The organism is Catellatospora sp. NPDC049133 (assembly GCF_040648455.1).
GTDB lineage: Bacteria > Actinomycetota > Actinomycetes > Mycobacteriales > Micromonosporaceae > Catellatospora > Catellatospora aurea.
Window position 1 is genome coordinate 1 of sequence record NZ_JBEZDT010000053.1, and the last position, 22,854, is coordinate 22,854.

At 70.4% G+C, this 22,854-nt stretch carries 20 protein-coding genes and 2 pseudogenes; 12 read left to right on the plus strand and 10 right to left on the minus strand.

From position 1 onward, the window contains the following. Positions 1–102 precede the first annotated feature (102 nt). Complete coding sequence (locus AB0B35_RS38505; RefSeq protein WP_361055786.1) at positions 103–708, minus strand: sporulation protein; 606 nt, start codon at positions 706–708, stop codon at positions 103–105. Positions 709–852: 144 nt separating this feature from the next. Next, positions 853–1,467 (minus strand): hypothetical protein, encoded by a 615-nt coding sequence (locus AB0B35_RS38510; RefSeq protein ID WP_361055789.1) that lies wholly within the window; start codon positions 1,465–1,467, stop codon positions 853–855. Positions 1,468–1,557: 90 nt separating this feature from the next. Here AB0B35_RS38510 and AB0B35_RS38515 point away from each other — a divergent pair, with 90 nt between their 5' ends. Both AB0B35_RS38515 and soxR read left to right on the plus strand, forming a co-directional pair. Further along, positions 1,558–4,047: a transglycosylase domain-containing protein gene (locus AB0B35_RS38515; protein ID WP_361055792.1), complete on the plus strand. Its 2,490-nt coding sequence runs from the start codon at positions 1,558–1,560 to the stop codon at positions 4,045–4,047. A 243-nt stretch (positions 4,048–4,290) separates the two neighbouring features. Next, the gene (gene soxR, locus AB0B35_RS38520) at positions 4,291–4,773 is read left to right on the plus strand and encodes a redox-sensitive transcriptional activator SoxR (RefSeq protein ID WP_361055794.1); all 483 of its coding nucleotides are present in this window, start codon (positions 4,291–4,293) and stop codon (positions 4,771–4,773) included. 2 nt (positions 4,774–4,775) lie between these two features. Here the strand turns inward: soxR and fdxA are convergent, their stop codons facing one another. The 4 genes and pseudogenes from fdxA to AB0B35_RS38540 form a co-directional block, all read right to left on the minus strand. Continuing rightward, complete coding sequence (gene fdxA / locus AB0B35_RS38525) at positions 4,776–5,114, minus strand: ferredoxin (protein WP_361055797.1); 339 nt, start codon at positions 5,112–5,114, stop codon at positions 4,776–4,778. A 19-nt stretch (positions 5,115–5,133) separates the two neighbouring features. Beyond that, on the minus strand, positions 5,134–5,466 hold the full coding sequence (locus AB0B35_RS38530) for a hypothetical protein (protein ID WP_361055799.1): 333 nt from the start codon (positions 5,464–5,466) through the stop codon (positions 5,134–5,136). Positions 5,467–5,537: 71 nt separating this feature from the next. Beyond that, complete coding sequence (locus AB0B35_RS38535) at positions 5,538–5,867, minus strand: hypothetical protein (RefSeq protein ID WP_361055802.1); 330 nt, start codon at positions 5,865–5,867, stop codon at positions 5,538–5,540. A 55-nt stretch (positions 5,868–5,922) separates the two neighbouring features. After that, positions 5,923–6,552, minus strand: a pseudogene (locus AB0B35_RS38540) (IS5 family transposase); the annotation flags it as partial. Positions 6,553–7,105: 553 nt separating this feature from the next. Between AB0B35_RS38540 and AB0B35_RS38545 the strand changes: the two are divergent. From AB0B35_RS38545 to AB0B35_RS38580, 8 genes and pseudogenes are all read left to right on the plus strand, one after another. Further along, a pseudogene (locus tag AB0B35_RS38545) lies at positions 7,106–7,718 on the plus strand (transposase); the annotation flags it as partial. A 139-nt stretch (positions 7,719–7,857) separates the two neighbouring features. After that, complete coding sequence (gene lanL, locus AB0B35_RS38550; protein ID WP_361055803.1) at positions 7,858–10,593, plus strand: class IV lanthionine synthetase LanL; 2,736 nt, start codon at positions 7,858–7,860, stop codon at positions 10,591–10,593. Continuing rightward, complete coding sequence (locus AB0B35_RS38555) at positions 10,590–12,359, plus strand: alpha/beta fold hydrolase (RefSeq protein ID WP_361055806.1); 1,770 nt, start codon at positions 10,590–10,592, stop codon at positions 12,357–12,359. The genes lanL and AB0B35_RS38555 overlap by 4 nt, the downstream gene beginning before the upstream one ends. 38 nt (positions 12,360–12,397) lie before the next feature. After that, entirely contained in the window at positions 12,398–12,547 is a 150-nt protein-coding gene (locus AB0B35_RS38560) for a hypothetical protein (protein WP_361055808.1), read from the plus strand. A 45-nt stretch (positions 12,548–12,592) separates the two neighbouring features. Next, positions 12,593–12,739, plus strand: a complete 147-nt coding sequence (locus AB0B35_RS38565; protein ID WP_361055811.1) for a hypothetical protein — start codon at positions 12,593–12,595, stop codon at positions 12,737–12,739. Positions 12,740–12,809: 70 nt separating this feature from the next. Then, complete coding sequence (locus AB0B35_RS38570) at positions 12,810–12,941, plus strand: hypothetical protein (RefSeq protein WP_361055813.1); 132 nt, start codon at positions 12,810–12,812, stop codon at positions 12,939–12,941. A 94-nt stretch (positions 12,942–13,035) separates the two neighbouring features. Beyond that, positions 13,036–14,763: an ABC transporter ATP-binding protein gene (locus AB0B35_RS38575; RefSeq protein WP_361055816.1), complete on the plus strand. Its 1,728-nt coding sequence runs from the start codon at positions 13,036–13,038 to the stop codon at positions 14,761–14,763. After that, on the plus strand, positions 14,756–16,519 hold the full coding sequence (locus tag AB0B35_RS38580; protein ID WP_361055819.1) for an ABC transporter ATP-binding protein: 1,764 nt from the start codon (positions 14,756–14,758) through the stop codon (positions 16,517–16,519). Before AB0B35_RS38575 ends, AB0B35_RS38580 begins: the two co-directional genes overlap by 8 nt. On the opposite strand, the gene AB0B35_RS38585 is transcribed toward AB0B35_RS38580, so the two are convergent. Further along, a complete protein-coding gene (locus AB0B35_RS38585) occupies positions 16,441–17,868 on the minus strand; it encodes a radical SAM protein (protein ID WP_361055822.1) in 1,428 nt (475 codons plus the stop codon). The two genes, AB0B35_RS38580 and AB0B35_RS38585, sit on opposite strands and share 79 nt — an antisense overlap. A gap of 2 nt (positions 17,869–17,870) precedes the next feature. Further along, positions 17,871–18,044, minus strand: coding sequence for a hypothetical protein (locus AB0B35_RS38590; RefSeq protein WP_361055824.1), 174 nt, complete (start codon positions 18,042–18,044; stop codon positions 17,871–17,873). Positions 18,045–18,156: 112 nt separating this feature from the next. Between AB0B35_RS38590 and AB0B35_RS38595 the strand changes: the two genes are divergently transcribed. Further along, positions 18,157–18,753 carry a helix-turn-helix domain-containing protein gene (locus AB0B35_RS38595; protein WP_361055827.1) on the plus strand — a complete coding sequence of 199 codons (597 nt, stop codon included), beginning with the start codon at positions 18,157–18,159 and terminating at the stop codon, positions 18,751–18,753. 207 nt (positions 18,754–18,960) lie between these two features. Here AB0B35_RS38595 and AB0B35_RS38600 read toward each other — a convergent pair whose 3' ends face one another. Continuing rightward, positions 18,961–20,526, minus strand: coding sequence for a hypothetical protein (locus AB0B35_RS38600; protein WP_361055830.1), 1,566 nt, complete (start codon positions 20,524–20,526; stop codon positions 18,961–18,963). 243 nt (positions 20,527–20,769) lie between these two features. Between AB0B35_RS38600 and AB0B35_RS38605 the strand changes: the two genes are divergently transcribed. Then, positions 20,770–21,372, plus strand: coding sequence for an RICIN domain-containing protein (locus AB0B35_RS38605; protein ID WP_361055833.1), 603 nt, complete (start codon positions 20,770–20,772; stop codon positions 21,370–21,372). An 809-nt stretch (positions 21,373–22,181) separates the two neighbouring features. On the opposite strand, the gene AB0B35_RS38610 is transcribed toward AB0B35_RS38605, so the two are convergent. Next, positions 22,182–22,802, minus strand: a complete 621-nt coding sequence (locus tag AB0B35_RS38610) for a hypothetical protein (protein ID WP_361055836.1) — start codon at positions 22,800–22,802, stop codon at positions 22,182–22,184. Between the last annotated feature and the right edge of the window lie 52 nt (positions 22,803–22,854).

Consider the following 22,854-nt stretch of genomic DNA (forward strand, 5'->3'; position numbering starts at 1 on the left):
GTCGCACCCGGTGTCGACCTGGCCGCGCACGAGAAGTTCGACACCCCGCCGGCCCTGCTCGACGCTGCGTGGCGACGGCGCTGACGCCCGGCGCGCGTCTGGTTACAGCGGCGGGCCGGCGTGCCCGGGCGGCTCGGTGCGGGCGGTGATCCCGGTCAGGATGAAGTCGATGCCAGCCCACCCGTCCCCGGGGCACGTAGAAGGGAGCGCGGGCGAGTCCGGCGTACTGCTCTGGCGGACTCGCCCGCGCCCGCGACCCCTTGGAACGGCTTGACGGGCGCGGCCTTGCGCGGCTACCAGCGCAGCTGCCCGTGTTCGTCCTGAAGGGTGCCGGTGGGGCCGTGCTCGTCGAGCGTGGCCAGGCGCACGACGGTCCTGGCTAGGCGGGCAAGTTCCAGGCGGCCGTCGAGGCTGGGTGCCAGAGGCGACCGCGACCTCGGTGCGTAAGCCGATCCCACCGCCGGGCAGGTTCTGCCCGTACAGGTTGGTGACCGGCGCGAGCGCGGGCACGGTAAACGTGAACGGCACCGACTGACTCGACCCGCCGAGCACCCGCAGCCCACCGGCGACCTGCTGGCGGGCCAGCTCGGTCTCCCCGAACGGGGTGCTGGCGACCAGCAGTAACCAGATCATGGTGATGTCGGTGTCGGACTTCGCACGCAGGTTGACCTGCCCGCCCAGCTGCCCGCCCAGGGTGGGTTTCCGCACCAGCCCTGACTTGATCAACGACCGGTATGGCTGCGGGCCCGATTGTTGGCCCTACGGCGGACCTCTGAGGCATGGGAGTGCCCACCGTCCGAAGGCCACATGTGACCACGACTCGGCAGTGTGCTCCGGTCCGATCGGCTGGAATCACTCGTTCGGCGATGCGGACAACGTGGCGTAATGGTGGTGTAGTGCTCGCTGTGCGTGGCGCTCGCGGCCGTTCCCCGCGTCCATGACCGAGTTGGCGACCAGCGCCGCGAGGGCTGCTTTCCATCCGGCAACGCCGACTACGATCGCCCCGGTAGTCCAACCGACCGCCATGGGCACGGTGAACTTGGCCAGCAGACTTCTGGAGCTGAGTTGGTCAACCTCTTCGGCGGCGGCCTGCATTTCCTGCCTGTACATTCGCCGGGCGTGCGCATCGTTGCCGTCGCCGACGACGGCAAGGGCTGTGCGCTGGCGCGACCGAAACCGAGCGAACACCTCCTCGTGCCTGACTTCGACCATGTGACGGATGTCGATTCCGTCGCTGGCGGGGAGCGCCAGGCCCGCGAGGCGGCGGATGAACCGGCTCTCATCGGCGCGCACCAGGCCCTCGAGCAGGCCGGCAGCCTCGGTAAAGGATGCCTCCTCCGCAGGCGAGGTGAACAGCGGCACCGCCGAGCCGCCGGTGAGGAGCCGGGGGTAGCGCGGATTCGCGCCTCCCCGGCGGCGTTGCTGCCAGCGTGGTGACGGAGTCACCTGTAGGCCACTGATTGTCATGCGGTCCCCGTGGGCATGCTGGATGTGGCTAGTCTGCGGCAAGGGTAGGTCCTGGCAGCATTCCTGTATCCGGATGGGACGGTGTGAAACTTGACTACCTATGGTGATGATGAGCCGGTCATCGGCCGGGCGCGGCCGCCCGCGCTGTCGGCGACCGGCCGGGCCGAGGCCCCCCGAGCCGACGCCCCGGCCCCGGTATCGGGTAGGGAGCAGGCGTCCCGAGCCGGCGTCGCGTCCCCGGCGGGCCGGGCTGGCGGGACGGCGCAGCCCGTGGCCAAGAAGAAGCGCAGCCCGCGGCGTCGGCGGGCGCTGATCGCGGGCATGATCGGCGTCGCCGTCATGCTGTCCGGCGTCGGGCTGATCGCGGGCACCTGGTTCTACAGCAGCGTGCCCCGCCCGGAGCAGCTGCCGCTGAAGGAGAACACCGAGGTGCTGTCCGTCGACGGCAAGGCGATCGCCAAGCTGGGCGCGGAGAACCGGACCCTGATCCAGATCGGCACGCTGCCTGAGCCGGTGCGCAACGCGCTGATCGCGGGCGAGGACAAGAACTTCTACAGCCACGACGGCATCGACCTGGCGGGCATCGCCCGCGCCGCCTGGAACAACCTGACCGGCGGCGAGACCCAGGGCGCGTCGACCATCACCCAGCAGTACGCCCGCGCCGCCGCCGACGACCTGGAGATCACGTACGCGCGCAAGATGCGCGAGGCGGTGATGGCCCGCAAGCTGGAGGACGAGTACGACAAGCTGGAGATCGCCGGGTTCTACCTGAACACCGTCTACTTCGGCCGCGGCTCCTACGGCGTCGGCGCGGCCGCGCAGGCGTTCTTCGGCAAGGAGGCGGCGAAGCTGACCGTGGCCGAGGCGGCGGTGCTGGGCGCGGTCCTGCGCCAGCCCGAGCCCAGCGACGACCACGGCGGCTACGACCCGCAGAACAATCCCGAAGCGGCCAAGGCCCGCTGGGGGTACGTGCTGGACAACATGGTCGAGATGGGCTGGCTGAGCGCCGCCGACCGGGCGGCCGCGGCCTATCCGGACCAGACGCTGAAGGCGTACAAGGCGGGTCAGAACGCGGGGGAGTGGGGCTACCAGGACAGCGGCACCGGTAACGTGATCAACTATGTGGGCGCGGAGATGCGCGCCTGGAACGTGCCGGACTGGCGCAGCGGCGGCTACCGCATCACCACCTCGATCGACAGCCGCGCGCAGAAGGCGCTGGAGAGCCAGGTCTACCGCGCGCACCAGTTCGAACGCACCTGCCAGACCAAGGAAGGCAAGGAGACCTGCACCGAGACCCTGAAAGCGGCTGTCGACGGCAAGGGCACCCTGCTGCAGGGCCAGCCGAAGAATCTGATGGCCGCGGCGGTCGCGATCGACCCGAACAACGGCCGCGTGATCGCGTACTACGGCGGCAACAGCGGCACCGGCGTCGACTACGCGGGACGCAACGCCATCGGCACCGAGAAGGAGTACGGCGGCCACCCGCCCGCGTCCTCGTTCAAGATCTACACCTTGGCGGCGGCGCTGGAGGACGGCTACTCCATCAAGAGCCACTTCGACCCGACGCCGCTGTCCAAAGCCAACGGCGACCCGGACAACGTGCAGAACGCGGGCCGGGACAACGACGCCAGCTGCGGCAAGTTCTGCACGCTGGAGCAGATGACGGTGAAGTCGTACAACGTGCCGTTCTACAAGATCACGCGGGACATCGGTCAGGACAAGGTCGTCGACATGGCCCGCCGCGCCGGGGTCACCACAGTCTGGGGCACCGACGGCAAGCCGATGCGCCTGGCCGGGGCCGATGCCGGCCGCATCAAGAGCACGTTCGGCTACCAGGTCGGCTTCGGGCAGTACCCGATCACCGTGCTCGACCACGCCTCCGGCGCGGCCACCTTCGCCGCGCACGGCGTCTGGCGCAAGCCGCACTTCGTCGTGAAGGTCGAGAAGAAGGACAAGGACACCGGCGAGTGGAAGCCGGTCGATGGCCTCGGCGAGAAGGTCGAGTCCCGGCAGGCGATGCGCGCCGAGATCGCCGACGAGGTCACCTCGGTGCTCCGGCAGATCCCCGGCGCGCACGCGTTGTCCGGCCGCCAGTCCGCCGCCAAGACCGGCACGTGGGAGAACGGCCGCCTCAAGCCCAACGGCCAGAAGATGTTCCCCGGCGAGAACGCGCACGCGTGGTTCATCGGATACACCCCCCAGATCGCCACCGCGGTCTGGGTCGGCAACGTCCGCGAGGAGCTGCCGCTGCGCGACCGCGACAAGGACAAGATCGGCGGATCGGCGCTGCCTGGGCAGATCTGGGAGCAGTTCATGAACGACGCGCACAAGGCGATGAACCTCAAGGCCCAGCCGCTGGCCGACGGCAGCGACGGCAACCTCGGCGACCCCGACCGCGGCGCCGGCGCGTCGCCCGCCCCGTCGGCAGCCCCTTCCAGCGCGGCCCCCGAGCCCTCACCCTCCTGCGGCCCGGACCAGCCCTGCGGCGGCGACCCTTCCCCCGAGCCCAGCCCCGAGCCCAGCCCGAAACCCAGCCCGTCGACCAGCCCCAAACCATCCCCGTCCCCCCGGCGCCCGTGACCGTCCAGCGGCCTCGCGACGCTTGAGGCGATCGGTGTCCGTGGCCAGAACGTCGTGTCACACCACGTGTTCCGGCCACGGACGCCGATCCTCGTCAAAGAGGCGGAGGTAGAGGCAGGGAGGCAGACGGCCTGTTTCGTTCGAGCCGGTTGACGCCGCACTCGACGACGTGGCGCTGCTGGTACACGGCCGTCGGATGACTCGATTTGATCTCAACCTGGGTTGAGGTTCTACGCTGCGGCAGTGTCACCGGAACCGATCTCGCATCCCAACGACCTACTCACCGTGCGGGAGGTCGTCGCCCGTACCGGGGTGGTGCCGTCTGCGTTGCGGTTCTACGAAGCGCGGGGGCTCATCACGGCCGAGCGCAACAGTGGCAATCAGCGGCTGTACCGGCGGCACATGCTGCGCCGCATCGCGCTCGTTCTCGCAGCCCGCCGTCTGGGCATCCCGCTCGCCGACGTCGCGGAGATTTTCACCACGCTGCCGGCGGACGGACCGCCGAGCCACCGGGACTGGGTGCGGGTCTCGCGGATATGGAAACGCCAGCTCGCGGACCAGCGACGCTACCTTGTCAATCTTGAGCGCCAGCTCACCGCCTGCATCGGCTGCGGCTGCCTGTCCATGAAACTGTGCGATCTGCTCAACCCGGATGACCGGCTTCGGGCGCGCGGCCAGGGCCCGGTCCGGCTGCACGACGCGAGCGAGCGCGACGATCCGGCGTGACCTCAAGCGAAGGTGCTGTCGTTGAGCTGCGGCGGCAGGGCCGCCACGAGCGCGTGGTCGCCCGCGACGGGTCCTGCTTCGCGCGGGGCGCCTCCGGGTGAGCCGATCGAGGTGAAGAACTCGGCGTTGACAGCGGTGTACCCGGTGAACTCGGCGGGTAGGTCGTCTTCGAAGAAGATGGCTTCGACGGGGCAGGCGGGCTCGCAGGCGCCGCAGTCGATGCACTCGTCGGGCTGGATGTACAGCATCCGGTCGCCTTCGTAGATGCAGTCGATCGGGCATTCGTCGAGGCATGCCTTGTCCATCACATCCACGCATGGCAGCGCGATCACGTAGGTCATGCTGCCCAAGGCTAGGAGCTCAACCGCACTTGAGCGCAAGTCCGGCGCAGCGCTGCAGGCGTAGCCGGACCGCGATGCTTCCGGACCTGCGGCCGGACGGCAGCCAACGGTCATCCCGTCCATGCCTGCCGTGCGTCGCCTTGTCAAGTAGAACTGGGAGAAGCGCTTGCCGGGCAACGGCTCGAGGCAACTTGACGTCGACCTGGATCCGGTGGCCGGGGGGCTGATTCTCGTAGCGCTTCCAGCGCCGGTCGTGGCGTTTGTGGCGCTGCGAGGCGGGCAGTCGGCCCACGCCGAGGCGGTGCAGGATGCGCAAGACGCCGGACTTGCTGACGGTCAGGCTGGCGCTCACGCGCATGACTGTCGACGGTTGGCGGTGCGCCGCCTGAGTGTCGCCGAGCTGGCGAAGGTCTAGTCCGTGTTTCAGAAGTCGGTGGCGGTGCTTGACTGCCTGGTGAAGCGGCCTGTGGCTGCGAGCCAGATGGTGAGGTCTTTGGCGATCTTGCCGCGGTCGGTCTCGGTGGTGAGTTCGTGGATGCGCCGTTCAGGGTGGTTGCGTTCGACCTCGTAGACGCCGTTTTCCAGCAGTGACACCGACGCGTACCAGGCGGGCTCCTCGCCGGGAGGCTCGATGGTCAGGAACGTGTTGTCGGTGGCGTTGAGGTCCTCGATCAGCATGAACAGCGCGTCCTCGGACGGGTCGACGATGTAGTCGCCGTTCTCGGTGTCGGCGTGGTAGTACTCCGCTGCCATCACAGTCCCTCGTCGCTGGTAGAGGGTCCAGGATTGCATGTAATCGCCCGGCCGGTCAGAGCCATTCGTTGATCACGGCGACGTGCACGCCGGCTTCGAACCGCACGGCGAGCTTGTCGTACCGGGTGGCCACCGCCCGGTGCCGTTTGAGGCGGCTGATGCCGCACTCCACCGCGTGGCGGGCTTTGTAGTCGTCGCGGTCGAAAGCGGAGGCCTGCCAACCGGCACGGCCGCGTCTCTTCTGGTTGCGGGCCTGGTCGGCGGGCTCGGCGATGGTGGCCTTGATGCCGCGGCGGCGTAGATAGGCGCGGTTGGCTCGCGATGAGTACGCCTTGTCACCGCGGACCACGACCGGCCGGGTGCGCGGCCTGCCCGGACCTTGTCGCGGAACTCGGATAGCCTCCAGGACCGCGATGAACTGCGGTGAGTCTCCGTACTGACCAGGCGTGATCACCACAGACAGCGGCTTCTGCCCCTGCTCACAGGCCAAGTGAATCTTTGTCGAGAAACCGCCTCGCGACCGGCCCAGACCGTGATCAGCGGGCTCGGTCCTCACCCCGCCGGGCGGCTCCTTCTGCTGGCCGCCGTCCCTGCGGGCACCGGCGGCGTGTTGATGAGCTCGGCAGATCGTGGAGTCGACGTTAACCTCCCACCGGATCTGTCCGGCAGCGTCAGCGCGCGACTGCAGCGAGCCACCCGTACGCGATCGCCGACCGCGGTCGATCACGCGACAGATCTGTCGCTGACCGGCGACGGGCCGGCGCGGTGAGGGCGTCTCAGGCGGCGCACGACCTCGCGGTGACCGCGCGGCGCCCAGCATCCGCAGACCCTGGCCGCCGGCACGAACCTGGCCCTGGACCTGATCGGCGTCGGCAAACCAGCCGATGACCCGCGCGAACGCATGCTCGTCGGCTTGGCAGGAGCTGCTCGGCGAGCACGAGTTCGTCGCCCGCTGGGCGCGCGGCTCCCGGGTCGAATGTGATCTTGACCTGTTGCCGATCTGAGGCGCTCGCCTGGACGCCTGACCGGCGCTGGTTCCATGATTGCCAAAATCTTGCCAAGTCATCTGCTGACATGTGCTCAACGCTGTACCGGGGCCTATCTTGAGTCGTCCGACCACATCCCGATATGGACCATGAATCTACGGAGCGCGCCGTCACGCAGCCCTCCTCGTTGAGGCGATGCTTAAGACCCAACACGGACTGGGCGACCGAATGGTCGTTTCTTGGACTGCCCGCTACCACTACTTCACAGCCTGGACCAACGACGCCATCTTCACCCAGCTCAACTACGACCTGACCGGCCTGGTCCGCACCCAGGCCGGGCGCGAGGCCACCCCGACCGCCGGCGTGATCGACATCCAGAGCGTGAAGACATCGACCAACGTCCCGCTGCAAACCCAGGGCATCGACGCCGGCAAAAGATCGTCGGACGCAAACGCGGCATCGTCACCGACACCCTCGGACTACTACTGGCCGTCATCGTCACCACGGCCGCCGCCAGCGACAACACCATCGGCATCGACCTGTTCGACCAGGCCAAAGCCGCCCACCCCGACTTGGCCAAGACCTGGGTCGACGCCGGATTCAAGAACCGAGTCATCGAACACGGCACCACCTTGGGCATCGACGTCGAGGTTGTCACCAAGGACCCCCAGATCAGAGGGTTCTCCGTGGTCAAAGCAGGTGGGTCGTGGAGCGGACGATCGGATGGATCATGCAGCACCGACGCCTGGCCCGCGACTACGAAGCCCTACCCGACAACTCGACCAGCCTGATCCTCGTCGCGATGATCGACAGCCTTGCCAGACGAGCCACCGGCGAAAACACCCCAACCTGGCGAGACACCTGAACCGGCATCACTCGCAAAATTCGTGAATCAGACGCCCTCTTAGGCCGTCCTGTGTGGTTGCGGCTTGACGCAAGAAGGCATCCTAATTATTTTGGACGTCTGAGATCTGAGGGACATCCTTCTGTTGTGGGGAGTGGTTGTGTCGCGTATCGAGTCAGGTCGAGTTCCGGGATTCCCGTTCCAGGCGCTGGTGCGGGCGGTGCTGGCTGAGCAGCAGGACGGTCGAGAGTGGGCGATGACCGACGACGACTTCTGGTGCCGGGTCACCCCCGACGACGCAACCCCACGCGTGCAGGGCTGGAAACTCCACCTGTCGGCGACGCCGCTGTCTGCCCCGGAGGTCCTGCACCGCGCCGCCACCGTCCTGGCACGACACGGCTGCGCTTTCAAGTTCGTCATGCAAGCCGAGATCCTCGAAGAAGTGACGTCGGGTCGCTATGACCGGGCGCAGTGCGGCAAGTTCATAGCGGCCTACCCCCGCGACGACGACCAGTTCCGGGAGCTGGCCGAACTGCTGGACCGGGCGACGGCCGGGCTGCCCGGCCCGGCGATCCTGTCGGACCGGGCCTACCGCGCCGGCGGTGTCGTCTACTACCGCTACGGCGCGTTCAAAGGCGTGCCGCACCTGAGCAACGAGGGCGTGCAGCAGGTACGGCTGCAGGCGCCGGACGGCGGCGCCGTGGAGGATCTGCGCAAACCGTGGTTCTGCCCGCCGTCCTGGGCTGCGCTGCCTCTGCCCGGCCCGGCCGGCCGGCCGGGCAAGGCACCGGCCCAGCCGAAGTCTGTGCTCCTCAACGGCAGGTACGTCGTCCGCGAGGCGATCCTGCACTCCTCCCGCGGCGGGGTCTACCGCGCCCTCGACCAGCACACCGGCGACGACGTCATCGTCAAGCAGGCCCGCGCCCACGTCGGCGGCACCTACACCGGCCAGGACGCCCGCGACGGGCTGCGCCGTGAAGCGGCGATGCTGACCGCGTTGTCGGGCCTCGGCCCGGACCTGATCGAAGTCTTCGACCAGGACGTCCACACCTTCCTCGTCGAAACCGTCGTCCCCGGATCCACACTCACCCGCTGGGTCCAGGAACAGTTCTCCGCACTGACCGAGCGCGACACAGGCCTGCCCTGGGCCACGGCCGCCCGGGTCGCGGCGGGCCTGGCCGCGCTGCTCGCCGACATCCACGGCCGCGGCCTGGTGTACCGGGACCTGAGCCCCAACAACGTGATGGTCGGCCCCGACGGTGGCCTGCGGCTCATCGACCCCGAGTACGTCGCAGCGCGGGGCACCTGGGGCCAGCGCGTCCACACCCCGGGGTTCGGCGCCCCCGAATACGTGACCACCGCCAGATACGGGCCGGTGCCGGAGCAGGAAGCCGACCTGTACTCCCTGGGCGCGATGCTGTTCTACCTCGCGACCGGCATCGGCCTGGCGACTGCCGAGGACACGCCCACGGCCAGGCCCGCGCTCGAGCGGTTGGAGTTGCTGCTCACCCCGCTCAGCCGCCGCAATCACACCGTCGCAGCGCTGGCCCCGGCCATCCGCGGCCTGTGCGCCGAGGACCCGGCGCAGCGCTGGTCACTGCAGCGGCTCCAGGACTTCCTCGCCGACCCGCCCGCCGCGCACGACCCGCACATGCCCGCCGCGGCCCCGGTACCGCTGGACCGACTCATCGACGACGGCCTGGCGCACCTGCTGGCGGCCATGACCGACGGCGACACCGAACGGCTGTGGCCCAGCACCGGCTTCGGGAGCACCAACGACCCCTGCAACGTCCAGCACGGCGCCGCAGGCGTGCTCGGCGTACTCACCCGGGCCGCCGAACTGACCGGACGCGACGACCTGCGCACCGCCACAGCACAGGTCGCCGCATGGATCGACGAACGCGTCGACCACGCGCCGCGGGTCCTGCCGGGACTGTACTTCGGCCGGGCCGGCACGGCGTGGGCGCTGCAAGAGGCCGCCACCCTGCTCGCCGACGACAGGCTCGCCGAACGTGCCGCCGACCTGGCGCTGGCGCTGCCGGTGCGCTGGCCCAATCCCGACCTGTTCCATGGCGCGGCCGGCGCAGGCCTCACGCAGCTGCGTTTCTGGCGCGCGACCGGACGCGGGCAGTTCCTCGACCGGGCCGTCGAATGCGCCGACGGGCTGCTCGCCTGCGCGCAACGCGGTGACGACGGGGTGTTCTGGCCGGTCCCGGCCGACTTCGACTCCGATCTGGCGGGCATCACCCACCTCGGCTACGCCCACGGGGTGGCCGGTGTGGGCACGTTCCTGCTCGACGCCGCCCTGGCGACCGGCCGCGCCGACTACCTCGACGCCGCACGGCAGGCCGGCGCGACGCTGGCCGCGGCCGCCGAACGCGTCGACGGGGAGGCGCGCTGGCGTACCGACCGTAACGGCAAGCAGGGCGAGGGCATGCTCTACCACCTGTGCAGCGGCGCGTCGGGTGCCGGTACGTTCCTGGTGCGGCTGTGGCAGGCCACCGGGGACGCGGCCGTGCTGGAGCTGGCGCAGCACGCGGCCGTGGCGGTGTACCGGACGCGCTGGTTCGCCGGGTCGGCGGTGTGCCACGGGCTGGCCGGCAACGGCGAGTTCCTGCTCGACCTGGCCGAAGCCGCCGGCGGCCCGTACCACGGCTGGGCCGCGGACCTGGCCGAGTGCCTGTACGCGCGGCACGCGCTGCGCGACGGGCGGATGGTCGTCCCCGACGAGACCGGTATGCAGGTCGTCGCCGACTTCGGCGTCGGTCTCAGCGGGGTCGTGGCGTTCCTGCTGCGGCTACGCGACGGCGGCCCCCGCCTGTGGACACCGGACGTCGCACCGGCCGGCGCACAGCTCCCGGCGGCACCGGTCGCCGAACTGGCGGGCCGGCGATGAGCACCGCGCGCGTGGCGCACACCGTGTCGCGTGGCGGCGCCCGGTTCTCCCCGAACGGCCTGCGCGCGGGCTGCCTGGCCGCAGACGACGACGGCGTCCAGCACCTCGAGGGGTGGGAGCTGACCGCGGGCGGGCCGGTCCTGCGGCTGCGGACCGAGGTCGCGTGCGAAGCGTCCGTGGCGCAGGTCGTGGCGCTGGACGACGGTCGGCTGCTCCTGTCCTGGCACACACCGGACCAGCAGCTGTTCGCGCTGTTCGACACGGCCGGGCACGGCCGTGCCCTCGGCACGAGCACGGTGCCGCTGCGCCTGGTGCCCGCACCGGCCCGTTCCGGCTGGCTGGCCGCGGCCGTGTCCGTCGACGACGGCGGCGGCTCGACCCTGCACCGGCTGAACGGAACCGGCGACTGGCTGACGACCGTGGCCCGCTTCCCGGGCCGGCTGGGCAGCGCGGTCGTAGCGGGGGAGCAGCTCGTCGTCACCGCCGTGCTCGACGGCCTCGCCACGCCCGTCGCCGTCGACCCGGACACCGGCGCGACCACCCGGCTGCTGGACGCCGGCCAGGCACCGGCTGTGCACGCGCTGGCGGCCGGTGGCGGGCAGATCCTCGTCGCCGCCGAGACCGGCGACACGCGCCGGCTCGGGCTGGTCGCGGCCGCCCCGGGCAGCAGCTTGCACCTGCTGGACGTGCCCGGCGACCTCGGCGGCGCGGTCACCCCGGTCGCCGTGGACCCGGCCGGTGCCGTGCTCGCCATCGTCGTCACCGCCGGCGCGCGATCGAAACTCGCCCTGTTCGACACCACGGCGGGCTCGGCCGTGTTCGCCGACGTCCCCGCCGGGCAGCTGGTGCCGGTGGCAGCCTGGCCGCCGCAGGGGCTGTGGCTGCCCTGCTCGGCCCCGACACTGCCGACCGACTTCGGCTGGCTGCCCGCGGGCCAGACCCGGCTGCGGGTACGCGCCGACACCGTGCCCGGCCTGCACGCGGCGCAGACCGTGACGCTGCCGGGCCCGGCCGGGCCGATCGAAGCGGTCGTGTACGGAGACTGGCGCACCAGCGACCGGGTGGTCGTGGCCCTGCACGGCGGACCGCAGTCGCGGTGGAGCCTCGACTACGACCCGCTGCTGCAGACCTTCGCCGCGGCGGGACTGGCCGTGGTCGCGCCGAACCAGCGCGGCAGCACCGGCTACGGCCCGGCGCACGCCCACGCGATCCACGGCGCGTGGGGCGGCCCTGACCTGGCTGACGTCACCGCTCTCAACGAGCACCTGACCGCGGGCCGTGCGCCCGGCGCGCAACGCCCCGCCTTGTACGGCAGCAGCTACGGCGCGTTCCTCGCGCTGCTGGCCGCCGCGGCCGAGCCCGACGCGTGGTCGGCGTGCGTGGCGGTGGCCCCGTTCCGGTCCGCCGCGTCGCTGTACGCCCAAGCCGGCGATCCCGTCCGGCACCTGATCGACCGCATGCGCGCCCACACCCCGCTCACCGACGAACTCGGGCCGCGGGACCTGGACCGGCTCGCCGACCGTATCCGGTGCCCGGTGCTGATCGTGCACGGCCGGCGCGACGAGACGATCCCGGTCGACCAGTCCCGGCACCTGGTGCGACACCTGATCGAGCACGGGCATCCCGCCGTCACCTACCGCGAACCGGACGACCGCGGCCACCTGGCGATCTCCGGCACCGCCGGGGACCGGGTCGCCGAGCAGGTCACCGATTTCCTCGCCCGACACGACGCCTGCGTCAGCAGCACCGGGTCGACGGCGAGGTGAACCCGACTGTCTCTGATCTGGACGGAGGTGAAATACGAATGGATTCCCAGTGGGAGCTGCACGTCGACGCGCTGCAGCTGCTCGAGGCCGAGGAGGCCGACCTGCAGATCATCAAGTGCACGTTTACCTGCGGCGGCGGCAGCTGCAACACCTCGTGCGGCGTGAGCTGCTACGTGACGCAGTACTGACCGCAGCCGCCACCGGCCGCTGCCAGCGATGAAAGGAGGTGAGGAATGGATCTCGACCTCGATGTCGACGCCCTGCAGCTGCTCGGCGGCGAAGAAGCCCATCTGATCATCCAGCGGTGCACGACCAGCTGCCTGATCACATGCACCAACACGTGCCCCGGATCTTGCGACGTCTCCGTCGGCACGTACTGACCTGCCGCGCACAACGACCGGTGCGGGCCCGACCCGCACCGGTCACCCCAGCCGATGAAGGGACATAGGCATGGACCTCGAGCTCGACGTCGAAGCTCTGCAGCTGTTCGGTGCCGAGGAAGCGCTTCTGATCGTGCAACCGTGCACGGTCAGCTGCGTCAAGTCGTGCAGCGTGACGTGCTTCCAGACCGGTGGCGATTAGAACTGATCCGCTCCGATACATGACAGGTGCGGGCTCGGCCCGCACCTGTCATGCCCGCCGTTGACGAACCGGAACCGGTCCGAAGGAGACGTACGTGCACACCGATGGCGCAACCCGGCTGCTGTGGCACACCGCCGCAGAGGTACGCAGCCGGCTGATCCTGCTCGTGACCCTCATGGCATCACGGGTCGCACTGGTCCTGGCCGTGCCCGCGCTGCTCGCCGCCGCGCTGGCCGCCGTCCTCGGCACGCGCGACACCACCTGGCCCGTGACCTGGCTCGGCCTGACACTGATCGCGATCGCGGCCGCAGAACTCACCCTCGGACAGCTTGCCGCCACGACCGCCGGACGCAGCGCGGTCGGCCTGCAGACCCGCACCGTCGCCCACCTGCTCACCCTGGACTCGCGGCGCCAACTACCCGCCGGCGACGCCGTCGCACGGGTCCTGCAGGCGGCACCGAGCACCGCGAACCTGCCGCTGACGATCGCCGGCCTCACCGTGTCCACCCTGGGCTCCGCGGCCGCACTCGTCGCGCTGTTCTGGATCGACTGGCGGGCAGGGCTGGTGTTCACCCTGGCCGTCCCGGTCGTGCTCGCCATCGCCAGACGGTTCATGAGCCAGACGACCGACGCCCAGCACGGCTACTACCAGACCCAGGCCGAGATCTCCCACGGCCTGCTCGCCGCCCTGACCGGCGCCCGCACGATCCGCGCCTCGGGCACCGTGGCCACCGAGATCTCCCGCGTGCTGCGGCCGCTGCCGAAGCTGTCGGCGGCCGGCCGGACGGTGTGGCAACTACAGCGCGGCGCGGTCTGGCAGCTCCAGCTGCTGCTGCCGCTGACCCAGGTGCTGGTGCTGGCCGTGTCCGGCCTGGGCGTAGCCGCAGGGCGCATCGCACCCGCGCAGCTGCTGGCGATCACCGGATACCTGGCCATCGCATCGGGCGCGTTCGACCACATCGACACCCTGTTCGAGATCGCCCACGCCCGCGCCGGGGCCGGGCGGCTGGCCGACGCACTGGCCCAACCCGCCCCCGCCGACGGCACCCGGCCACTGCCCGCCGGCCCGGGCGCGGTCAGCCTGCGCGGAGTGGCCGTGCACCGCGACGGCCAGGCGCTGCTGCAAGACCTCGACCTCGACATCCCCGCCGACACCTGCCTGGCGCTGGTCGGCCGATCCGGCGCCGGCAAGAGCCTGACCGCGGCGCTGATCGGGCGACTGCTCGACCCGGACTCCGGCCAGGTCACCCTCGACGGCGTCGCCGTGCACGAGATCCGGCTCGATCAACTGCGCCGCGCCGTCGTATACGCGTTCGCCCAACCCGTGCTGATCGGCACGACCATCCACGACACGATCGCCTACGGCCGCCCCGACCTGAGCGCAGCCGACGTCGCCTCGGCCGCGCAAGCCGCCCGCGCGGACACCTTCATCGGCCGCCTGCCCGGCGGATACGCCGCCGAACTGCACGCCGCCCCGATGTCCGGCGGCGAACGCCAGCGCCTCGGCCTGGCCCGCGCGTTCGCCAGGCCCGCCCGGGTGTACATCCTCGACGACGCCACCTCCGGGCTGGACACCGTCACCGAGGCCGAGGTCAGCCAAGCGATCACCAGCCGGCTGGCCGGGCGCACCCGCGTGATCGTCGCCCACCGCGCCGCGACCGCCGCCCGCTGCGACCTCGTGGCCTGGCTCGACGCCGGCCGGATACGCGCCGTCGCCGCCCACGCCGACCTTTGGCACGACCCCGACTACCGCGCCGTGTTCGCCGACAGCCCCCAGCAGCCGACCGAGGCCACCGCCCAACCGGAGACCAGCCATGCGTGACCGCGTCCTCACCACCGACGGCCGGCGGCTGCTGCGCCACGGGCTGCACGGCAGCCGCACCCCGATGCTGCGGATCGCCGCCTGGTCCGTCCTTGAAGCGGCCCCGGCACTGGCCGCAGGCTGGATCACCGCCCAGGCCCTCGACCGCGGCTTCCTGACCGGGCGACCCCTGGACGGGCTGCTGTGGCTGGCCGCGCTCGGCGCGCTGTACCTCGTGCGGGCCTTCGCCGAACGGGCCATGTTCCCGCACCTGGCGCAGATCGTCGAACCGCTGCGCGACGCGCTCGTACGCCGCCTGGTCGACGCCACACTGCGCCAAGCCGCCGCCGGGCGACCCGCCGACGCCGCCGCCGTGTCACGACTGACCCGCCAGGCCGAATCGGTCCGCGACCTGTCCGCAGCACTGCTGCGCACCGCCCGGCCCCTGACCGTGACACTGCTCGCCGCGATGGGCGGCCTGGTGGCGCTCACCCCCACCGCCGCTGCCCTGGTACTGCCGCCGTTCCTGCTGGCCCTGGCCGCCTACCCGCTCGCGCTGGGCGCGCTGCAACGCCGCCGGATGCGGCTGCTGCTGGCCGAGGAACAACTCGCCGCGCAGACCGGGACGGTTCTGGTCGCCGCCCGCGACATCGTCGCACTGGCCGCCGAACCGCACGCGGTCGCCACCGTCGACACCGCGGCCCGCGACTATGCCCGGATCACCGCGAAGGTCGCGCTGGCAGGCTCCGCGCGCTCACTGCTGGTGCTGCTCGGCGGATACGCGCCGCTGCTGGTGCTGCTGATCGCCGGGCCGCGGCTGGTCGCCGCCGGCGCGCTGAGCGCCGGTGCGCTCGTCGGCGCGGCCACCTACGTCACCGGATACCTGCTGCCGGCGCTGCAGATGCTGACCGGCATGGTCGGCGGCCTGTGGGCGCAGCTCGGGGTCACCCTCACCCGGTTGGCGCAGGTGAGCGCACCACCTCCCGCAGCCGCGGCCACAACCGCCGTCCCCGCAGGGCAGGAACTGACCGTGGACCGGCTGACCTTCGCCTACGGCCCGCACGCCGCACCGGTGATCCGGGACCTGTCCCTGACCGTCGCGCCGGGCGAGCACCTGGCGATCGTCGGTGCCAGCGGGATCGGCAAGTCGACCCTGGCCGACCTGCTGGCGGGCCTGCAGATGCCGGGCCGTGGCGACGTGCGGCTCGGCGGCGTGCCGGTACGTGAACTCGACGAGCCCACCCGGTGCGCCGCGATCGCCCTGGTGCCGCAGGAGGCATACGTGTTCGCAGGCACGGTCCGGGAGAACCTGTGCTACCTCAACCCCTGGGCCACCACCGCCGACCTCGACCACAGCGTCGCCCAACTGGGCCTGGCGGAGCTGATCGACCGGCTCGGCGGATACGACGGGCAGCTCACCGACCCGGGCACCGAACTGTCCAACGGCGAACGCCAACTGCTCGTGCTGGGGCGCGTCCACGTGTCGGCTGCCCGGGTCGTGATCCTGGACGAGGCCACCTGCCACCTGGACCCGGCCGCCGAGGCACAGGCCGAGCGGGCGTTCGCGGGCCGGGCCGGCACGCTGGTCGTCATCGCGCACCGCATCGCGTCGGCTCGCCGGGCCAGGCGGATCCTGCTGCTCGACGGCGCCTGCGCGCACCTGGGCAGCCACGAGCAGCTACTGGAGTCCAGCCCGACCTACGCCGACCTGGTCGGCAGGTGGGCACCCGAACCGGCCGCGGCCGGCCGGGCGGTGGCGGGCGCGGCGGTCTCATGAGACCCGGCGTCACCGACAGGCAGGCAACCGACCGACCGGGCGTACAGGTCCAGGCGCTCGCGCACGTTGAGTTTGAGCGGCGGACACGGCACGGCGCCTTCGCGCCACAGCTTCGGGCAGGACCCGCCACACAGCGGCAGGATCGCACAGCCGCGGCACCCGGTCTCGCCCGCGTCGACGGCGTCGTACCAGTCGTCGAACAGACCAGCCGGCCGCAGGGCGACGACCGGCAGGGTCGCCAGCCGGGTCACATGCCGGTCGTCGTGCCCCGGCACGAGCGGCTGCTCGGTGCAGCTGTAGACGCGCCCGTCAGGTGCGAGCACCTCGCTGTGCCGGGTCACCGCCGCGCAGACCACAGCCCTGGGAGTTGCGGGCAGCAGCGCGGTCCGCAGCCCGTGGCGCAGGTAGGCAGCCAGCCAGGACAGCTCCGCGGTGGCCATGTCCTGCCGGGCCAGCGCGGTGTCGCTGACGTCGTTGCCCCAGGAATGAACCGGGGCGGGATAGCACTGCACCTGCGGGTGGGCCAGCCCGGCGGCGGCGAACGCGGCGGCCGTCTCGTCGGCCAGGTGCGCGTTGCCGACGCCGACGTTGGTGCGGATCGAGATCTGCAGACCCGCCAGGTCGGGTGCGTCCAGCGCGGAGCGCAGCACCGCGGTGATCCGGTCGAAGGAGCCCGCGCCGTTTTTGAGCGGCCGGGTGGTGTCGTGCAGGTCGGCAGGCCCGTCGAGGGTGACCTCGACCCGTCCGATACGGCATTCGTGGTGCAGTGCTCGCAGCTTGCGAAGGTCCAGCAGGGTGCCGTTGGTGACGATCAGCGCGGTGTAGGCGACCGCGGCCCGGTCGGCGGCGTCGATGAACCGCCGCGACAGGTCCCGGATGACGGCGTAGCCCATCATCGGCTCGCCGCCGAACCAGCGCACGTTGATCGAGTCGTGCCGGCCGCCGGCGGCTGCGGCGGCGACACGCTCGGCCAGGATCGTGCGATGCGCGGTGGCGGTGACGGTACGTTCGTGGCTTTGGCCGCAGTAGCCGCAGCCCATGTTGCAGTACGCGCTGGGCATGACGACGAACTCGCGCCGGCGGCTGGTGGCGGCGGCGGTCCGCGACGCCGCGACGACCTCGCCTGCCTCGTCGGCGTCGGCTGCCACCAGCAGCCCGAGGTCGTGGAACTGCTGGTCGGCGGTGTCGGAGCCGGTGGGCGTGGTTTCGCCGGCGAGCCGTGCGGCGGTGTCGAGGTCGACCAGGAAGATCCGCGCCGTCGCGGTGTGCAGCACGGGTCGGACGTGCCGGCCGCTGGGGTGGGCGAATACGGTCCGGCCGACGACCGTGTGGCGGCTTGGTCGCAGCACGGTCAGCCGCCGCAGCCTCCGTTGAACCAGTTCGAGGTGAGCGTGCTTGCTGAGGTGATCTCCTCGACGAACGAGTCCGCGGACTGCGCGAGGGCCTGCACGTGATCAGCTGCTGAGGCAACCTGCTCGGCTGCCCTGGCGGCGAGCTCGAGGACAAGTGCGGGGTCGATGATCATTGATTCCCCAAGTCGGTCACAGTCAATAAGACGTCTGAATTTTGCCAGGCGACCCAGAATAGTCAAGCGTCGGATTTCTGTGCTCCGTCCCCGACGGTTAAGGTTTGACGAAATGGAGACGACAGCCGACCGACGCGAGGTCCAAGACGCCGAGACCCTCAAGGCGCTGGCCGACCCTGCCCGCCTGAAGGTCATCCGGTTCGTGATGGGCGACGTCGAACGCTCCTGGACCGCCCGGGAACTGGCCGAAGTCGCCGACATGGCACCAAAGAAGATCTACTACCACCTCACCCTGCTCGAACAAGCCGGACTGCTCGCCGTACGCAGCACACGTGTCGTCAACGGGATCATCGAGAAGCACTACGGCGCCGCCCAGAAGGTGATCACCTTTCGGCAGGGCGGCGAATCCACCGCTGACGAGCAGGGCGAGCGGCTGGTGACCACCTTGTTCGACCACGTCTCCGCAGAGATCATCAACGGGGTGCGCAGCGGGACCGTGGTCATCGACCGCGACGCGCCCAACGACCGCCGCGCCCTGATCACCCACTCCGTGGTGCGGATGGATCCTGACCGGGCCGGTGAGTTCAGGGACGCCTTGCTGCGGCTGACCAACGAGTTCCGGGCCGCCGCCGCACCCGACGCGCCCGCGTTCGAGCTGCTCATCGCTGTCCACCCGAGCAGCGGCACGGAGCCGGTCTTTCCGGCGTGACAGGCGCCGGGCGGCCCGCAAGGTCTGGATGCGTCGACAGCGGCTCAGCCACTGCGACGTTGACGGTTCGGCAGTCCTCGCGGACCTTCATCGTCAGCACCAGTCTGATCGACCCTTCGTCGACGGGCCTGGACGGGGAGTGGCCGGCAACGCCGACAACCGTTCGCGCCGAGCCGCCGGATCCGTACCTCCACCCGGCTAAGCTGCCTAGAGGTGCCACGTCCAGATGGTGCCGTCCCAGTGACCGGAGATCACGAAGGCACGGCCACCGATGACCGTCGCGGCCATGGAGACGGCGGCAGTGGAAGGCCCCCCGAGGCCGCTGCCATATGGCCGGCCGGTGACCACATCCAGGATTCGTACCGCCGCGTCGTCGCTGCCGCAGATCGCCACCGTGGTGCCGTCGACGGCGGCGGTGGCGATCGACTTGACCGCGACGTTGACGTCGGCGATCGTACGGCTGGACGGTGCAGGCGGGCTGAGGTCCCACACTCGGATCTCGCCGTCCTCGCTGCCGGACACGGCGAAGGCCTTGCCGCCGACGGTGGCGGTCGCCAGCGCCCACACCGCGGCGCGGTGCGCGCCGAGTCGGCCGACGGGTTGCCGGGTCTGCACGTTCCACAGCCAGATCGCCCCGTCCGCGCTGCCGGATACGGCGATCGTCGTGCCGCCCGACACACCGGCAGCGACGCTCGTGACCGCGGCGTCGAGTCTGGTCCCCAGCACGTGGCTCGGAGCGCGTGGGGTGGCGGTGTGCCAGGTCCGGATCGTGCGGTCGTCGCTTGCGGACACCGCGACGATGCGGCCTTCGACCTGGCCGAGCGCGACACTGTTGATGCCCGCGCTGAGCCTCTCGCCGATGATGCCGCTGGTGGGCGGGTCGCCGGTGAGATCCCACAACCGCAGGGCACCGTCGACGCCGGCCGAAACCGCGATGGGGCCGGCGAGCGCGATGGAGTAGACAGGTTTGTCGTGGCCGGCGAGCGGTCGGCTACGGGCCGTGCCCGTGATCGGGTTCCAGAACTGCACGGTGCCGTCGGCTCGGCCCACGACGGCGACGGGCTCGCCGTTCAGGTGGTCGACAGCGACCGACCAAACCGGGTTGTCCGCGGAGGTCGGCGGGCTGATCAGGGTGCCCGCACCGCGGTATCCCGGGCTGGAGTGCGCGGCCGGGCCGGTGGCGCTGCCCGGCTCTGGACCCGCAGTGGAGGCCGGGCCTCGGCGGAGCAGGAACGGGGTTGCCGCGCCGGCCAGTACCAAGGGTGTGGCCAGCAGGATCTGCCTTCTGCTGAGGAACGGCCTGGGCACGGGGGACGAGCCGCCAAGGGCGGCAGGCTGTAGCGGCACGGGCACCGCGGTTTGCTCGGCGTGCGCCGGCGTGCCCTGGCGCTCGAGGCCGTCGGGTGCGCCGGCCGGTGGCGGGATGCCGGGCGGGCGACGGTGCCGGTCGGTGTAGTCGCGCAGGTTCCGGTAGGCCTCGTCCCATGCCCGGCGGTCGCCGAGCCCATCCGGCAGCGCCCGGCGGCGATCGGCGGACACGCGCAGGCAGGTGTCGACGAAGACCTCGAAGTTAGCGGGTTCGGGGCGGACGGGCCGGGTCTGGCCGATCATGTCGGCAATCGTGCTGCGCTTGAGCCGGATGGGCTGTTCGCCGCGCCGCCGCGGTGTCCTGGCGCTCTCGATCTCCAGTTGGCGGATCGACAGCCCTGCGGCCGTCCGCAGCGACTGCAGCCGGGCAGCGAACTCCGCTCGCGGATCGGCGACCTCGTCCACGTGCGCCTCCCCAGGGTTAGGCAGCCGAAGTGTCCGGCACCACCGGACACGCGGACATTGACGATGGTATCCGTCTGCCAGGGGGTTTGCGCGATCCCCGGGGAGATGCGTCCGGTGGCCTTGCCGGACGCCGAACGGCCGCCGAATCGTGGGTGCTGCCCTACCGCGGCCACTTGGCACGCGGTCAGCGGCGCCCCGTCCCCGAAGCCGAGTCGTGGCTTCTACGAGCGAACAGGAGTGAGAGTGCGCAGACGTTTCCGTAAGGTCGCGCCGTTTGGTGCCGCCGTGGCGATGATGGTCAGCTTGCTGGCGGTGATCGCGCCCACGCCGGCATACGCGGCCGACACGCTCAGACAGGAGATCATCAATGTCGGCGGCGGTGGTCTTGCCGACGTGATGTGGGCATCGCAGGACCCGTTCGCGGGTGTGTTCCTGTGGGGCAACAACAGCAGCGCCTCGCAGGAGTTCGACCTGCTCGACAGCGGCGGCGGGTTCTTCCGTATCAGGGCGCGTCATTCGGGCCAGTGCCTGATGCTCGACTGGCGGTCGGGATACCAGGCCAACGGCACGGCGATCATCCAGTATCCGCACTGCGATCCCGGTTACGCCCCGGCCGAATGGTCCATCGGGTGGGTGCTGAAGCCGGCAGACGGCATCTGGGCAGCCGAGTGGCACAAGATCCTCAAGAACCGTCACAGCGGAAGGTGCCTGGACGCGGCCGCGCCCAACGGCCAGCCAGTCCTGCAGGCACGGCTGCAGCAATGGGACTGCATCACGGCCGGCAACCAGTGGAACTCCCGCAACCAGATGTGGTTCGTCCAAGGGGCTTCAAGTCCGCCCCGTTGAGCCGTGACCCGAATGGCTCGGTACGGCTTGTGGTGAGGTGAAGGCCGGTTCGGAAGGTTCGAGCTGGCCTTCACCTCACCACCGACGTCCGTGTCGGCGCCCGCCGGCCCATGGTTCTCGTTCAGTCGTGGTGTGCTCCACCTTGACCATGGCCGGAGATCGTGACCACGGGGTGCGGGCCGACGGTAGACGGGGAGGCAGGTGGGACATGATCTGTGTGTGACAGACAGGTTCGCCGAGCCGCTGCCGATTGGCGGCATGAAGACCAGAGATCGGCTGGATCTTCCTACCAGCCCGAGGCAATGGACATGAGCTTCGCTCCACTGATCGCTGCAATCCTATGTTTCGTAGTGGCGTTCATCTCGCTTCGATATCCAGAGCGCGTCCGGTCCTGGATGCGTCAGAACACGTCAAAAAGAAGCATTACACCCGACGCGTGGAGGAGGCACGCCGAAGAGAACGCACCGATCTTCTTTGCGATCGGGGGGACCCTCTTAGGAGGCGGGTCGCTGATCGCGTTCCTGGATTCCGTCATGTAGGGCGAGCATGGGAACATGCCGTCTCCAGGCCGTCAGAGGTGCCCCAGGCCGTCGCTAGGCCGTCGAACGGCGACCAGCAACGACCAACACCAACCGCCAAGAGGGGCACAAGACAGCAGCTCAGAGCGGCTGTCGGCGGTTTGGCCAGGAGGGCGACGGACGAGCCGGCCTGCCGGTCCTACAGGAGTTCCTTCACGTGCACGCCGGCCATCCCCCAACAGCGATCGTCCTGACCCATCGACCCGCGTTAGGGCGAAGTGGTCTCTTGTGTCAAATTGTATCTCCGGGCTCCGCCACCCATACCGCCTCCAAACCGTCATCAGCGGCATAAAACAGGTGCTGCCGCAACTCAGGGGCGGATCTCAGCTCGCCCCGCACCCTCCATGGCCGGGCTGACCTCGCGGCCAGGAACGGTTGGGCAGCCAGCATGTTCCTGAGATCCGCGACCCGCCAATCCGCATCTAGCAGCTTCCTTGCGCGCATCAGCAGCGCCACTCCATCGACCGGCATCTTGTCTATATAGACGTCGGCGATCAGCGGCATGTCCGGCTCCGGCTCGGACGGCAGGGCGAAACCTGAACGCAGCCACACCTCGAATGCGGGAGCAACAACGTCGAGGTCAGCAGAGCCGAGAGCACCCAGGTCGGCCGAGAACACCGGGCCGACGTCGCCGTCGCATCTGAGGAAGTATCCCCGATCCCCTTCTTGGCCGATCATGAGGCAGCCCGCTAGCCACTCGCCGACTTCGTAGGTCGTGTTGCGCTCCAGCAGGGACTCCCGACAGAACACGGACAGTCCAGTGGCGTCGGCGGCGAAATCGTCGGTGACTTCCGCCAGCCACCGCTGGTAGGCGGCGTCCGCCCGGGAAACCAACTGCTCGATCATCTCCACCGCTGACTCCTTCCTGTCGTCACCATCAACAGCGGCACCCGGCCATACAGTG